12 protein-coding genes are annotated in these 15,169 nt (G+C 71.6%); 6 read left to right on the plus strand and 6 right to left on the minus strand.

Annotated elements, in window-relative coordinates:
* Positions 1–101 precede the first annotated feature (101 nt).
* On the minus strand, positions 102–869 hold the full coding sequence (locus ACZ31C_RS11815) for a VOC family protein (RefSeq protein WP_465795247.1): 768 nt from the start codon (positions 867–869) through the stop codon (positions 102–104).
* A 292-nt stretch (positions 870–1,161) separates the two neighbouring features.
* Here ACZ31C_RS11815 and ACZ31C_RS11820 point away from each other — a divergent pair, with 292 nt between their 5' ends.
* The 3 genes from ACZ31C_RS11820 (at position 1,162) to ACZ31C_RS11830 (ending at position 4,516) form a co-directional block, all read left to right on the plus strand.
* On the plus strand, positions 1,162–2,613 hold the full coding sequence (locus ACZ31C_RS11820) for a glycoside hydrolase family 43 protein (protein WP_465795248.1): 1,452 nt from the start codon (positions 1,162–1,164) through the stop codon (positions 2,611–2,613).
* 148 nt (positions 2,614–2,761) lie between these two features.
* Positions 2,762–2,989, plus strand: a complete 228-nt coding sequence (locus ACZ31C_RS11825; RefSeq protein ID WP_131053759.1) for a cation:proton antiporter regulatory subunit — start codon at positions 2,762–2,764, stop codon at positions 2,987–2,989.
* 51 nt (positions 2,990–3,040) lie between these two features.
* Positions 3,041–4,516, plus strand: a complete 1,476-nt coding sequence (locus ACZ31C_RS11830; RefSeq protein ID WP_465795249.1) for a cation:proton antiporter domain-containing protein — start codon at positions 3,041–3,043, stop codon at positions 4,514–4,516.
* 9 nt (positions 4,517–4,525) lie between these two features.
* Here the strand turns inward: ACZ31C_RS11830 and ACZ31C_RS11835 are convergent, their stop codons facing one another.
* From ACZ31C_RS11835 to ACZ31C_RS11845, 3 genes are all read right to left on the minus strand, one after another.
* A complete protein-coding gene (locus tag ACZ31C_RS11835; RefSeq protein ID WP_465795250.1) occupies positions 4,526–5,239 on the minus strand; it encodes an MIP/aquaporin family protein in 714 nt (237 codons plus the stop codon).
* A 141-nt stretch (positions 5,240–5,380) separates the two neighbouring features.
* On the minus strand, positions 5,381–6,976 hold the full coding sequence (locus ACZ31C_RS11840; protein WP_465795251.1) for a xylulokinase: 1,596 nt from the start codon (positions 6,974–6,976) through the stop codon (positions 5,381–5,383).
* Between the two features lie 5 nt (positions 6,977–6,981).
* On the minus strand, positions 6,982–9,297 hold the full coding sequence (locus ACZ31C_RS11845) for an aminotransferase class III-fold pyridoxal phosphate-dependent enzyme (protein WP_465795252.1): 2,316 nt from the start codon (positions 9,295–9,297) through the stop codon (positions 6,982–6,984).
* 121 nt (positions 9,298–9,418) lie between these two features.
* Between ACZ31C_RS11845 and ACZ31C_RS11850 the strand changes: the two genes are divergently transcribed.
* Entirely contained in the window at positions 9,419–10,612 is a 1,194-nt protein-coding gene (locus tag ACZ31C_RS11850; RefSeq protein WP_465795253.1) for a PucR family transcriptional regulator, read from the plus strand.
* 9 nt (positions 10,613–10,621) lie between these two features.
* On the opposite strand, the gene ACZ31C_RS11855 is transcribed toward ACZ31C_RS11850, so the two are convergent.
* A complete protein-coding gene (locus tag ACZ31C_RS11855) occupies positions 10,622–10,969 on the minus strand; it encodes a YybH family protein (RefSeq protein WP_465795484.1) in 348 nt (115 codons plus the stop codon).
* Between the two features lie 117 nt (positions 10,970–11,086).
* On the opposite strand from ACZ31C_RS11855, the gene ACZ31C_RS11860 reads away from it, so the two are divergent.
* Positions 11,087–11,974, plus strand: coding sequence for a LysR family transcriptional regulator (locus tag ACZ31C_RS11860; RefSeq protein WP_465795254.1), 888 nt, complete (start codon positions 11,087–11,089; stop codon positions 11,972–11,974).
* 245 nt (positions 11,975–12,219) lie between these two features.
* On the plus strand, positions 12,220–13,857 hold the full coding sequence (gene abc-f / locus ACZ31C_RS11865) for a ribosomal protection-like ABC-F family protein (protein ID WP_465795255.1): 1,638 nt from the start codon (positions 12,220–12,222) through the stop codon (positions 13,855–13,857).
* A gap of 67 nt (positions 13,858–13,924) precedes the next feature.
* On the opposite strand, the gene ACZ31C_RS11870 is transcribed toward abc-f, so the two are convergent.
* On the minus strand, positions 13,925–15,112 hold the full coding sequence (locus tag ACZ31C_RS11870; RefSeq protein ID WP_465795256.1) for a beta-1,3-glucanase family protein: 1,188 nt from the start codon (positions 15,110–15,112) through the stop codon (positions 13,925–13,927).
* Positions 15,113–15,169: the final 57 nt, after the last annotated feature.

A 15,169-nucleotide genomic window follows, 5' to 3' on the forward strand; every position in this document is an offset into this window, starting at 1 on the left:
GTGCGGCGCAAGCGTCGTCGTGGTAGGGCTTCTCGGTGTAAGGAGGGGTCCCCTGCTAACGCCTGGTGTATAGCAGGGGACCCCTCCTAACACCCCGGCGCTCAGCGCGGCTCGGACAGCCAGGGGATGAGGGTGTCCGGTGCCGCGACGGCCTGCCGGACCCGGTCCTGCTCTATCGGGGTCAGCCGCAGGGACCGCAGCCGCTCGCCCCACTCGGGTACCCGTTCCGGCTCGTCCAGCGCGTCCGACAGCTCGATCAGGCAGGCCAGCGCCACCGCCTGCTCCACCGGTGGCGCGGCCTCGCCGTGCCGGCGCAGTCCCGAGTTGAGCGCCCGGAACGCCGCCTGGTCGTCGCGCTTGAACTCGCGCAGGATCCGCGCGTTGTCCAGCACCCGGGCCAGTCCGGTCAGCTCTTTCGCACCGCCGTAGTCGAGGTCCGCCGGCTCGTCGCGTCGGATGAAGACGACGGTGTTGCCGGACGGGTCGACGACGCTGAACCGCGACGCCCCGGGCCGGTAGCGGGTGATCCGGGGCAGCCCTCGGGAGAGCACCCTGCCGTAGGTGCGACGCATCGCCTCGGTGAACGTCGCGTGGTAGGGCGCGACCGAGTCGACCAGCACCAGACAACTGCCGGTGTTCTCGGCCGCCGGGTCGAGGCCGCGCGGTGCCGGGCCGTAGTGCAGCTCGAAGCCGCTCCACCGGAAGGCCAGATAGACGTACGGCTTGCGCTGCTCGTACGTCACGGTGAAGCCGAGTGCCCGCCAGAAGGCGAGCATCTCCTCCGCCGAGGTGCAGGGCAGCAGGGGCACGGTGGTCTCGTTCGGGCGGACGCGGTCGTCGGGTTGCTCCTGCGGGCTCGGGTGCGACATGCCGGCAGTGTGCCAAGAGCGGCCGGGCCTGACCGGCACACCCGCACGCGCGGCGGGCCGACGTGATCTGATCTCGGGGCGGTCCGACGGGTGCGTATCGGGTGCTGTGGTGCACGCTCACACCGCCGTGTCGGGTGCGGCGCACGACCGAGTCGACACCCGTCTTGACAGTGGGCGAAGGGGCGTCGAGACTTCGAAACAAGCCCGAAACAGTGATTGTCGCCGATCGGTTTCGAGGGGCTTGTTAACGCTCACAATCGTTTCGACCCGGTGCGTCCGAGGAGAGTCGTCGATGCCGAGAGTCCTGGCCCGGGTGAGCGCCCTGCTCACCGCCTTCCTGCTGATGGTGTCCGCCGCGCCCGCGCCGCGCGCTGACGCCGCCGCACTCGACCCGTTCACCGGATACCTGATGGCGCACTTCATCGGGGAGTCGGCGAACGGGGAACAGCTCTACCTGGCCCACAGCCGCGACGGGCTGACCTGGCGCGACCTGAACAACGGCGCACCCGTGCTGCTCTCCACCATCGGCACGCGGGGCGTCCGGGACCCCGCCCTGGTCCGCTCGCCCGCCGGTGACCGCTACTGGATCGTCGCCACCGACCTGCGCATCGCCAGCGGCACCTCGTGGAGCGACGCGGCCAACCGGGGCAGCACCAACCTGGTCGTGTGGGAGTCACGCGACCTGGTGAACTGGTCCGCGCCGTGGCTGATCAACGTCGCCGGGGCGATCCCCGGCGCCGGCAACGCCTGGGCACCCGAGGCGATCTACAACCATGCCACCGGCGACTACGTCGTCTACTGGGCCACCAACTCCGCGCGCAACGGCGTCACCAAACACCGCATCTGGTACGTGCGGACCACCGACTTCCGCAGCTTCACCGCACCCCAGCTCTACATCGAGCGCCCCGGCACCCAGGGGCTGATCGACACACAGATCGTCGAGGTGCCGAACAGCGTCGGCGGCTACCGCTACTACCGTGCCTCCGCCGACGGGCACATCACCATCGAGGCCAGCAACTCGATCCTCGGCTCGTGGACCACCCTGGGCAACCTGTCGCACCTCGGCATCTCCAACGGCACCGGCGGCGGCAACGTGGTGGAGGGGCCGATGTGGGCCCAGTTCAACGGCCGCAACGAGTGGGCGCTCTGGCTGGACCAGTACGCCACCGGGCGCGGCTACATGCCGATCACCTCGACGAACCTGGGCAGCGTCAGCAACTTTCGGACCCGCACCGACTACGCCATGGGCGGCACCCGCAAACGCCACGGCTCGATCCTCAACCTGACTGCGGCCGAGGAGAGCCGGGTGCTCGCCCGCTGGGGCACCAGCACGCCGGTCAGACGGATCCAGGCGTACACCCACCAGGACCGGTACGTGCGGCACGTCAACTACGACGTCCGCATCGACCCGAACGTCAACCCGGCCCAGGACGCCCAGTTCCGGGTGGTGCCCGGTCTGGCGAACGCGTCCGGGAACGTGTCCTTCGAGTCCGTCAACCACCCCGGGTACTACCTGCGGCACTACGGTTTCGACTTCGTGCTGGCGGCCAACGACGGCAGCCCGGTGTTCGCCGCCGACGCCACCTTCCGGCAGGTCGCCGGGCTGGGCAACGCGTCCTGGAGTTCGTTCCAGTCCTACAACTACCCGGACCGCTACATCCGGCACTACGACTACCAGTTGCGGCTCGACCCGGTCGGCGACACCCAGGCGCGTAACGACGCCACCTTCCGCCTGACGTCCTGAGAGGTACGCCCGGCGAGCCCGCCGGCTCCGGCGCCACCCGGCGCCGGAGCCGGCGCGTCGTCGACCACTAGGTGGTGGTGGTGCCACGGGAGGCCGGCGGGCTCGTACGATTGCCCCGGAGTCGTGGACAGGACAGCGGGGAGGGGTCATGGGCAAGGGCATCTACGTGCAGGAACTGCCGGGCATCGGCAAGCGGTACGACGTCGACCTGGGCAGCAACACCCAGCGCATCTCGATCGTGGTACGCCGCGACGGCAACCGCGACCTGTACGTCTTCGCCGCCGGCGCGGACGATCCGGTGGCCGTGATCGAGATGTCCGAGGAGCAGGCCCGCAAGGTGGGCGCGCTGCTCTCCGGCACGTACTTCTCCGAGTAACCGGCGCGCCGCCCGCTCCGCCCCCTCTAGCCCGCTCCAGGAGTCCTCACCGTGCACGCTGACCTCGTGGGCTTCGGTGCCCTTGTGCTCATCGCCGGTTTGCTGGCCCGCTTCGGTCGCCGGATCAACCTGCCGACCGTGCCGTTCTTCATGCTCGCCGGCATCCTGTTCGGGCCGGGCACCCCGGGGCCCGTGCTGGTCGCCCACCCCGAGGACCTCAGCCTGCTGGCCTCGCTCGGTCTGGTGCTCCTGCTGTTCCACCTGGGCGTGGAGTTCCCGGTCGAGCAGGTGCTCGGCAGCGGCAAACGGCTGTTCGTCGCCGCCGCCGCGTACATCGCCCTGAACGTCGGCGCGGGGCTCCTCTTCGGGTTCGCCCTCGGCTGGGGCGGCTACGAGGCGTTCGTGATCGCCGGGGCGCTCGGCATCTCCTCGTCGGCTATCGTCACCAAACTGCTCATCGAGTTACGCCGGCTGGCCAACGCCGAGACCCCGGTGATCCTCGGCATCATCGTGATCGAGGATCTCTTCCTCGCGCTCTATCTGGCGCTGCTGTCGCCTCTGCTCTCCGGTGCCGGGTCGGCCGGTGAACTCACGCTGCGCATCGGGCTGAGCTTCTCGTACCTGGTCGTCCTGTTCGCCGTCGCCCGGTTCGGCGCCCGCCTGGTCGGCAAGCTGATCGACAGCCACGAGGACGAGCTGCTGGCGGTCCTGATGGTGGGGCTGGTGGTGCTGGTCGCCGGCATCTCGGCCGAGATCGGCGTCTCCGACGCCATCGGCGCGCTGATGATCGGCCTGGTGGTGGCCCGTACCCCGATCCGGGAACGGGCCGAACGGCTGGTGCTGCCGCTGCGGGACGTCTTCGCGGCGGTCTTCTTCGTGGTCTTCGGCCTGAGCATCGACGTGGGCGACTTCGGCTCGGTGGCGTTGCCGGTGTTGGCGGCCGTCGCGCTGACCGTCGTCACCAACGTGCTGGCCGGTCTGATCGCCGGGCGGCTGTTCGGGCTCAACCAGCGGGGTGCGGCCAACGTCGGCCTGACGGTGCTGGGGCGCGGCGAGTTCTCGCTGATCCTGGCCACCCTCGCTCTCAGTGCCGGCCTGGACGAGCGCCTTGGCCCGTTCATCGCCCTGTACGTGCTGGTGCTGGCGGTGGCGAGTCCGCTGCTCGCGGCGAACTCGCGCTATCTCGCCCGGATCATCCCGGATCGGCTGCTGCACGCCAGTTGGCGGTACGTGCGGGAGGAGACCATGAGCACCGCCTGCACCCACCTGGACCGCATCCAGATCACCGAAAGCGACGCCGAGGCGTGCCCGCAGTGCCTGGAGACCGGCGACGACTGGGTGCAATTGCGGATGTGCCTCACCTGCGGCGCGGTCGGTTGTTGCAGCGACTCGGCCAACAACCACGCCGAGGAGCACTACCGGCAGACCGGCCACCCGTTGATCCGGTCCCTGGAGGAGGGGGAGGACTGGCGGTACTGCTACATCGACGGCGCGCTGGTCCGGGCACCGATGGGCGCCGACCGGTGAGGCGGGCGCTCAGCGTCCCGCCGGTCGGGGCGTACCGACCCGGGTGACGCCGGAGCCGTGCTCGACCAGGGGCGCGACCAGTGCGGCGAGGACCCCGCCAAGCAGCGGGAAGACGATGAACACCCAGAGCTGGCGGAGGGCGGTCCCACCTTCGAAGATTGCCGGTCCGAAGGCCCGCGCGGGGTTCACCGCTGCCCCGGTCAGCGCCACGCCGACCAGGTTCGCCACGGCGAGGGCCATCCCGATGGCCAGGCCGGCGAAGCCGGACAGGTCGGTGCTGCGTTTGCCCACCACCAGCACGACCAGGACGAACAGGAACGTCAGGACGGTCTCCAGCAGCATCGCGCCACCGGCGTTGATGTGCGTGCCGTAGCCGTTGGCGCCCAGCACACCCGTCTGGTCGGTCACCCCGCCCCAGCGGACCAGCACCCAGAGCAGGAACGCGCCCAGGGCGGCACCGGCGAACTGCGCGACCCAGTACGCCACCGCCCCGATCGGCGAGATCTTGCCGGAGAGCAGGACGCCGAGGGTCACCGCCGGGTTCACGTGGCTGCCGGAGAGCTGCCCGATGGTGTAGACCAGCGCCAGCATGACGAACCCGAAGGACAGCGCGACCACCACCACGCCACCTTCGACGCGGGCCGCGACGGCGCTGCCCACACCGAGGAACACCAGCAGGAATGTGCCGATGAACTCGGCCACGTACCGCCTGACGTCGACCATGGCGTCAGTCTCGCCGAGCCCGCTGGACGCCGTCGGGCATACTGCGAAAGCGGCGACCGAGAGGCCGGACCGTGGCATTGTGGCTGGCGCGGGCCCGGCGTGTCGGACAGCTGGAGTGCCACGATCCTGCGAGGGGGCGGGTCAGCGGGTGCGGTTCAGGCGGCGGTAGAGCGGTGCCAGCCGCCGGTGCAGCTCCCGGTAGTCGGCGAAGATCTCGTCGTAGGTGGCCCGGTGCGCCGGGTCCGGGGTGAAGATCCGGTCGGTCCGCATCAGCGCGGGGATGTCGGCGAAGGCGAGCAGTCCGGTGCCGACCGCGCCGATCCAGCCCGCGCCCCGGGCGTTGACCGCCAGCGGCTGGGCGTCGCGCCGGATCTCCACGTCGAGCACGTCGGCGAAGATCTGGCACCACGAGTCCGACAGCGCGCCGCCGCCGGTGATCGCCATCGAGGTGACCCGCGCGCCGAGGAACCGGTCCACCGCCCCGGCCAGCCAGCGGGTGTTGAAGGCGACCCCCTCGAAGACCGCCCGCAGCAGGTCGGAGCGGTTGGTGTCGAGCGAGATGTTGAGGAAGGCGGCGCGCAGGTTCGGGTCGTCGACGGGGGCGCGTTCGCCGTACAGCCAGGGGGTGTAGAGCACGCCGTTGGCGCCCGCCGGCACGGTCGGGATGATCGCGTCGAACGCGTCGAAGATGGTGCCCTCGTCCCGACTGACGTGCCCGGCGGCGAGCAGCGGGTCGTCGTACTCCACGATCTTGTCCCGTAGCCACGTCAGGTTGGCCCCGGCGGTGGCCTGGAGGGCGGTCATCAGGTAGCGGTCGCCGATGGCGCACGGCACCGAGGCGATGCCCGCCGCCACGTCGGTCTTCTTGCCCGGCACGTGCGCCGCGATCCACGACGAGGTGCCGAGATACAGGTGGGGCTCGTGGTCGCCGGTGGTGCCCGCGCCGATAGCCGCCGCGGTGTTGTCGATCGCCCCGGCGACCACCTCGACCGACTCCGGCAACCCCAGGTGCCCGGCGGCGGCCGGGGTCAGCGTGCCGATGACGTCGGTGCAGGCCACGATCGGGGGCAGCTTGTCGCGGTCGATGCCGCAGTCGGCGACCAGGGCGGGGGAGTAGCGGATGTCGGCGGGCCGCCGGTTGTCGGTCACCCACGAGGTGAGGATCGAGTCGACGGTGGCCACCGTCCGCCCGGTCAGCTTCAGGTTGATCCAGTCCAGCACGTTCAGGAAGGACGCGGTCCGCGCGTACACCTGCGGCATCTCGTCGCGGACCAGCAGCATGTGCGCGGCCGGGTCCTTGCCGGTGGGCGAGGGCATCCCGCCGGTGAGCCGCAGCCACCGCGCGATGCGGCGCACCGACATCCCCTGGTACGCGGGGAAGCCGCCGAACTGGCGACGCAGGTGAGGTGCGCCGCGCATGTCGAGCCAACTGATGCACGGCGTCAACGGGTCCCCGGCGGCGTCCACCGCGATGGTGCCCTCGCCCTGCGTGGAGGCGCACACCGCGCGGACCGCCCGCATCTGCTCCGGATGCGCCCGGCCCAGCTCGGCGGCGACCTCCCCGAGCGCCGTCCACCAGGCCAGCGGGTCCTGCTCGGCACCGCCGCCGGGCAGCACGTGCAGCGGCACCGGCCGCTCGGCCCAGCCGGTCACCGTGCCGTCGGCGGCGACCAGGGCCGCCTTCATCCCGGACGTGCCGAGGTCGATCGCCAGGATCTGCGGCGCGCTGGCGGCCACCCGCCTCAGACCCCCTCGACCTGCGCGAAGACCCGGTCGAACCGGGCCAGCGCGTCGTCGATCACCTCGTCGGTGTCGGCCATCGAGGTGTACATCCGGGAGCCGGCAAGCGTGACGATGCCGTGCGCGGTGTACGCGGCGCCCATCTGCTCCATGAGCCGCTTGCGGGCCTTGTTCTCGCGCAGCAGCTTCACCGGGTTGCGCATGTCCAGCAGCATCACGCCGCTGCACTCCAGGTGCACGATCGAGCCCTGGTTGTACGCGACGTACGGCAGCCCGTAGGTGTCGATCAGCCGTTGCAGGCCCCGGGTGAGCCGGTCCCCGGCGCGTCCGGCGATCACCGGCGCGTTGGTGCGGGCCATCTCCTCGATCGCGAAGTACCCGGCCGCGCAGGAGAGCGGGTTGGCCGACAGCGTCCCGCCGACCTGGATGTGCGCGCCGCTCTTGCCGTCCAGCCCGGAGCCGAAGACCGCCATCACGTCGGAGCGTCCACCGACCCCACCCGCCATCGGGTACCCGCCGGAGACCGCCTTGCCCAGCACGGTCAGGTCCGGGGTCACGCCGAAGTAGCCGGCCGCCCCGCCCAACCCGAGGCGGAAGCCGGTGACCACCTCGTCGAAGACAAGCAGCGCGCCGAACTCGTCGCACAGCTCGCGGACCCCGGCGTTGAAGTCGCGGGGCGCCGGCCGGGTGCCGGACTCCGGGCCGACCGGCTCCACCACCACCGCCGCCGTGCCGCCGCGCAGCCGGTTCTCCACCAGCTTGCGCTTGAGCTGCCCGAGGTCGTGCGGGAACGCCTCCCGGGTCCGGCTGGTCGCCCCGAACGGGATGCCCTTGGCGTTCATCCGGTACGTGCCGGGCACCCGCAGCCCGTACACCATCGTGTCGGACCAGCCGTGGTACGCGCCGCCGACCTTGATCACCATCTTCTTGCCGGTGAACGCGCGGGCACCCCGGACCGCCGCCATCACCGCCTCGGTGCCGGACCCGAGGGAGCGGTACATCTCCACGTGCGGCATGTAACGGTGGATGATCTCGGCGAGCTTGAGTTCGTACTCGTGGAACAGGCCGGTGACCGGCCCGGAAGCGCGGACCACCTCGGCCACCCGCTCGTTGACCGGGCCGTAGTTGCTGCCGAGGATCGTCGGCCCGCCGGCCTGGAGGAAGTCGATGTAGGTGTTGCCGTCCCGGTCGACCAGGTACGCCCCGTCTGCCTTCTCGACCGCCAGCGGGAACGGGTAGTTGAAGGCCAGGTTGTGCTGCACCCCGCCGGGGATGCGCAGCTTGGCCCGGTCGGTGATCTCCCTGCTGGCCCGGCACTTCGTCTCGAAGTAGTTCAGCACGTCCAGCATCGCGTCGTGGCGCAGCCCGCGCAGCGGCTGGGCGGTCAGCGCCTTGAGCCGGCGCATCACGTCGTCGACGTCCGGATACTCGCTGATGGCGTACCCGAGTCGGGCGGACTCCGCCCCCGGTGCCTCGACCTCGGCGGCGGCCCGGGCGTCAGTCGCCCCGGCCTCGGCGTCGGCGGCGTTCTCGGCCTCGGCGTCGGTCCGGGTGGCGGCTGCGGTCTGGGCGGCGGCGGTCGCGTCGGCGCTGGGCAGGTCCTCGTCGGCGGGTACCCGCAGCGGCTCGACCGCCTCGGTGATCTGCGCGGCGATCCGCTTCTCGTCGGCGCGCAGCTTGCCGAAGGCGATCTCCCGGATCGCGGTCGGGATGGTGTAGACCTTGCCCGTCTCGCTGGTCAACGCCAGCAGGTACGCGATGGAGACCTTCTCCAGCAGCGCCATGTTGAACACCGCCCGGTCCGGGTCGGTGCCCATGGCCACCACGCCGTGGTTGGCGATGATGAAGGCGTTGTCCCCGCTGGCCACCTTCTTCTGCACGTTGCGGGCCAGGAAGCCGGTGCCGGACGGGGCGTAGTCGATGATCGCCACCTCCCGGCCGAGGAAGCGCACCTGCTCGTCGGTGAGCGCCGGGATCGGCTTGCGCAGGAAGGCCAGCGCCGACGCGTACGGCTGGTGGGTGTGCACGATCGCGTTGACGTCCGGGCGTTCCCGATAGATGTTGGCGTGCATCCCGCACTCGATGGACGGCTTGAGGTCGGCTCCGGTGCCGTCCGGCACGTGCTTGCCGTCGAAGTCGACGAGACAGATGTCCTCGACCCGCATCCGGTCGTAGTCGTAGTTGCTCGGGGTCACCGCGTACAGCCGGTGGCCGGGCACCCGGACCGAGACGTTGCCCTCGGTGGCCTTGAGATATCCCCGGGCGAGCATCGTCCGGCACATGTCGACCACATGCTGTCGGGAGAGTCGGTGCTGCACGGTGCGCTCCTCGGTCGGATCGGCGGCGTGCCCCATCCTCGCCCGGGGACGCGGATCGAAACACCGTCCCGTCAGCAGCGAGAATCGGCGGCTCTTTATCCCGACGTGACAAAATCGGCCGGTGAGCGCCCCCGTCTCCGCCACCCCCTGGCGGCGTCTCCCCGCCGACCTGGCCGCCTCCATGCGTCCGCACCTGCCGGCGACGGTCGCCGCCGTGGCGGGCGCGGTCACCGAGGCCACCCCCGCCTTCGCCGGCATCGCCGACGACAAGTTCGTCCGCGACGTGCACACCGCCGTCCAGGTCGCCCTCGACCGGTTCCTCGACCTGGTCGGCACCGACGAGCCCGCGCTGCCGCCCCGGATCCGGGAGGTCTTCGTCGCCCTCGGTGCCGCCGAGGCCCGCGAGGACCGGGGGCCGGAGGCCCTGCTCGCGGCCCTGCGGATGGCCGCCCGGCTACTGCTGCGGACCGCCTCGCAGTCGCTGGCCCGGCTCCGCCCGGTCGACACCGAGGAACTGATCGACCTCTCCGACGCGGTCAGCGCGTACGTCGCCGAACTGGCCGCGGCGAGCACCGACGGGTACGCCCTCCAGGTGCGCGAGCAGGCCGGTGAGGGCGACCGCCGCCGGCAGCTCGCCGAACTGCTGCTGCGCGGCGACGGCATGCCCAGTGCGGTGGCCGCAGCCGCCGCCCGGATCGGCTGGCCGGAGCTGGACAGCGTGGTGCCGGTGCTCCTGCCGCCCGACCAGGCCCGCGACGCCCGGTTCCGCTACGGCGTCGACGGCCTGGTCATCGAGCGCGGCCGGGACGCGGTGCTGCTGCTGCGGGCCGGTCCCCGGGCGGCCCGCGCCCCGCTGGCCGAGGCGCTGGCCGGTCGGCGGGCCGTGGTCGGCCCCGAGCTGGACTGGCCCCAGGTGCCGGCCGCCGTACGCCTCGCCGAACTGGCCGCCGGCCTGGTCGGCCCCGACCCCGGCCCGGTCTTCGCCGACGACCACCTGATCCCGTTGACCCTGCGCGGCGAACCGGGGGCCCTGGCGGTGCTCACCGCCCGCCGGCTGGAACCACTGGCCCACCTGCGTCCGGCCCAGCGGGACAACCTGCTGGTCACCCTGCACTCGTGGCTGCGGCACTGGGGCTCGCGGGCCGAGGTCGCCGCCGAGCTGTTCGTCCACCCGCAGACGGTCAGCTACCGGCTCAAGCGCCTGCGCGACCTGTACGGCACCGACCTGGACGACCCGGCGATCCGCTTCGAGCTGCTGGTGGTGCTCACCAGCCACCTCAACGCCCCACCGCTCCGCGTCGGCCGACCGGACTGAACGGCGTGGTCACCCGGCCGTCGGCGTGACGAACTCCGGTTGGTCGAGCACGCGCAGCCAGGAACCGTCGGGCTGCCGTCGGACCACCTGGGCGCGGCCACCCGCGCCGTCCCTCGGCGGGGTGGAGGTGAGGGCGAGATCGCCGGACCGGAGAGTCGGCAGCGGCTCCTCCGGCTCGAAGCGGGGCCGGTTCGCCAGCACCTTCTCCCACAGGGCCTGGATGGCGGCGCGCCCGACGGTCTGGCCGCCCGGCGGGTAGGCCATCACGGCGTCCTCCTCGTACAGCGCGGCGACGCCCTCGGCGTCACCGGCGTTGGAGCGCTCGACGAACAGGCGCGTGATGTCCTCGGGCTGCATCGCCTTCTCACGGTCTGGCACGACGATCCCTTCGCTGGTCCGGCTACGGCTCCAGCCTGCCCGCCCAGGGTCCAGCAATCCAACAGATAGTTCTTCCGGCATCTAGAATTCCCGCTTATGGAGTTGAGGCAGTTGGAGTACTTCGTCGCGGTCGCCGAGGAGGCCAACTTCACCCGTGCCGCCGAACGGGTCCGGATCAGCCAGTCCGGAGTGAGCGCGCAGATCCGAGGGCTCGAACGGGAGCTCGGCGCGACCCTGTTCGACCGGTCCACCCGGACCGCGACCCTCACCGACGCCGGCCGGGCCGCACTCGTCCACGCGCGGGCGGCCCTCGCCTCGGCCGATGCGGTGCGGCAGGCCGTCGACGACGTGACCGGACTCGTCCGGGGCAGCCTCACCGTCGGCATGGTCACCGGCTGCACCATCACGCCGTTCTTCGAGGCGTTGGCCGCGTTCCACCAGGCGCATCCCGCGGTGGAGATCACCCTGGTCGAGGAGACCTCGGTCCGGCTCCTCGACGCCGTACGCTCCGGCGCCGTCGATCTCGCCCTCGTCGGCACCGCCGACGCCCACGCGCCCGGCCTGAACACCGTCACCGTCACCAGTGAACGTCTCGTCGCACTGGTGCCACCGGCACACCCGCTCGCGCACCGGACGACGGTGGCGCTCGCCGAACTGACGGCCCACCGGCTCGTCTGCATGCCGGAGGGCACCGGCATCCGGACCGTCCTCGACCGCGCCTGCCTCCGCCACCACGTCCGGCCGACCATCGCCGTCCAGGCAAGCGCCGCCGACGCCGTCGCCGACCTGGCCGCCCGGGGGTTGGGCGTCGCGGTCCTGAGCGAGTCGATGGCCGGGTACTACACGAGTCGCCTGACCGCCCTGCGGATCGAGGACGTCGACGAACGCGCCCAGCTGGCCCTGGTCTGGACCGCGACACCGGGTCCCGCTCTCGACCGGCTGGTCGCACAGTGCCGGGACATCCTGGTCGGCGCCCTCCGCTGACGGCTCGTCGGCTGCGGAATTGACGTGCGCGACCATGCCGCGAAGTTGTTAGGCTGGCTGGGCGCGGGTCAGCCGCGCATACGCGAAACGAGGAGCGCGACATGCTGTCGGGGGACGACGACATCTCAGGGTGAGTGTGCCCGCCGCCGACCGGCCACTGCCGGGGCGGCCTGTCACGTCACCGCCCTGTCTGTCCGACCGGGGCGCCGGTCGCGTCCCGGCCTTCCTCCCGAGGTCTCACTGCCATGTCCGACGTCTGCGTCGTCTGCACCAACCTGTCCTTCTCCTGGCCCGACGACACCCCCGTGTTCCGGGACCTGTCCTTCACCGTGCCGCCCGGCCGCACCGGCCTGGTCGCGCCGAACGGCGCCGGCAAGTCGACCCTGCTGCGCCTGATCGCGGGGGAACTGGCCCCCACCGGGGGCGGGGTGACGGTCGAGGGGGTGCTCGGCTACCTGCCGCAGGACCTCCCGCTCGCCGGTGAGCTGACCGTCGCGCAGGTGCTGGGCGTCGCCCCGACCATCGCGGCGCTGCGGGCGATCGAGGCCGGCGACGCCAGCGAGGAGAACTTCACCGTCGTCGGCGACGACTGGGACGTCGAGGAACGCAGCCGCGTCGAACTCGACCGGCTCGGTCTGGACGAGGTGGCGCTCGACCGGCCGCTGCACACGCTCAGCGGCGGGCAGGTGGTCTCCCTCGGCCTGGCCGCCCAACTGTTGCGCCGCCCCGACGTGCTGCTGCTCGACGAACCCACCAACAACCTCGACGTCGACGCCCGGCACCGGCTGTACTCGGTGCTGGAGAACTGGCCCGGCTGCCTGCTGCTGGTCAGTCACGACCGGATGCTGCTGGACCGGATGGACCGCATCGCCGAACTCGACGGCGGGCAGGTCCGGTTGTTCGGCGGGAATTTCACCGCCTACGAGGAGGCCGCCCGGGCGGCCCGGGAACTGGCCGAGCGCACCGTGCGCAGCGCCGAGTTGGAGGTCAAGCGGGAGAAGCGGGAGATGCAGCAGGCCCGGGAACGGGCCGAGCGCCGGGCCGGCAACGCCGCGCGCAACCTCGGCAACGCCGGCCTGGCCCGGATCGTCGCCGGTGGGCTCAAGCGCAGCGCGCAGGAGTCGGCCGGACGGGCCCAGCAGGCGCACGCCAGCCGGGTCAGCGACGCGCAGGGACGCCTCGACGAGGCCAGCCGGGCGCTGCGCGACGACCAGGCGCTCACGCTGGACCTGCCGGAGACCGACGTACCCGCCGGTCGCACGCTCGTCGAGGGACAGCGGATGCAGGTGCGCCACGCCGGCCGTCCACTGTTCCCCGGCGACGGTCTGGAGCTGACCATCCGGGGTCCGGAACGGATCGCGCTCACCGGCCCCAACGGCGTCGGCAAGTCCACCCTGTTGCGTCTGCTCACCGGCCAGACTTCGTCCGAGGGCGGGCAGGTGCGTCGGGCCGACGGCCGGATGGCGTACCTGTCGCAGCGGCTGGACCTGCTCGACCTCGACCGGACGGTGGCGGAGAACCTCGCCGCGTACGCCCCCGAGCGACCGCAGTCGCAACGGTTGAACCTGCTGGCCCGCTTCCTGTTCCGGGGTGCCCGGGCCCAGTTGCCGGTCGGTGTGCTCTCCGGCGGCGAGCGGCTGCGGGCCACCCTCGCCTGTGTCCTCTATGCCCAACCCGCCCCGCACCTGTTGCTGCTCGACGAACCCACCAACAACCTGGACCTGGTCAGCGTGGGCCAGTTGGAGAACGCGCTGAACGCCTACCGGGGCGCGTTCGTGGTGGTCAGCCACGACGAGCGCTTCCTGCACGCCATCGGCGTACGGCGGTGGCTGCGCCTCGACCGCGACGGCCTGCGCGAGGTGCCCGCCCCCGACGCGGACTGAGTGAAGGTGGGTGGATTTGTTGTCGCTCCAGCGACAACAAATCCACCCACCTGAGGGTCGGTCGGGATCAGAACGGGCTGAGCACCAGGCCGGCGGCGCGCGGGTCGCCGTCGTGCACCAGCGACTCGAACGCGCCGACGTCGTCGAAGGCGAAGGCGTACGCCTTACCGTCGCGCATGTTGGCGTGGATGATCCGGGCGTACTGGTTGGTCGGGTTGCTGCGATAGAACTCGGCGGCGTTGGTGCTGGGCTGGGTGTGGATGGTGCCGAGGGTGCCCCGGTTCAGCGCGGCGCAGAGGGTGCGGGAGATCGGCCCGACCACCTGGTCGTTGGGGGCGGGCAGGTCGCCGTCGCAGCCCCAGACGCTCGCCGACGAGGGGCGGTTGAACGAGGCGACGACCTGTCCGGCGCTGTTGGTGAAGGTCATCACCCGGCCCGAGGTGCGCCCGAAGTAGCGGACGTCGGGCCGGTCGCCGAACGGCACCACGGTCAGCGTGCGGCTGGTGTACGCGTTCCACGCCGAGGCGATGTAGGAGTCCAGGTAGGTGCTGCTGAACAGGCCCGCTCCGGCGGCCTTGCCCGGTGCCAGGACCCGCAGCACGGTGCCGTCGGCGCGGGTGTACACGGTGTTCGCCCAGCCGGACTGGGACCGTACGCCGTTGATGATCGCGGTGCGGCCGTTGGCGACGACGTCGCCGGTCCGCTTGGTGACGCCGTTGGCGCCGGTCACGGTGACGGCGTGCGGCACCGCGAACATGTCCACCTGGGAGCTGTTGAGCCAGAGCCCGGCGTCGTTGTAGGTGAACTCGCTCCAGTCGAACAGGATGTCGCGGTTGGCGTCGCCGGCCGCCCACGGGGCGGGCTGCACCAGGCCGGTCGGGGTGAGGAAGAACTTGAGCTTCTCGCCGAAGGAGAAGTAGACGCGACCGGAGAAGCCGCGCGGGAAGCGGACGGTGGCGCTGGCGCCGTTGGCCGGACCGGGGATCGAGGCGTCGGGCGCGGGTGACGGCGGGATCTGTCCGCCGGACCAGGGGATGAACGTGCCGGCCTGGTTGACGTAGCCGAGGCGGCCGGAGGAGAGCTGTACGCCGATGACGTACACGTGGACGGCTCCGGACCGGCCGGTGTTGTTGGTGACGGTGACGGGCAGCAACGCCGGGCCGACGGCCTGGGCGGGCGCGGCGGCGACGAGCGCGGTCGGGACGGCGGTGATCAGGGCGGCGGCGACCGCCAGCAGTCTTCTTCGGACAATCACGGGTACTCCTCCGTTCGGTGGTGACACGGGGTGAGAGAGCGCTCTCTCAGACTGTGA

This window comes from Micromonospora sp. NPDC023869 (assembly GCF_055559695.1).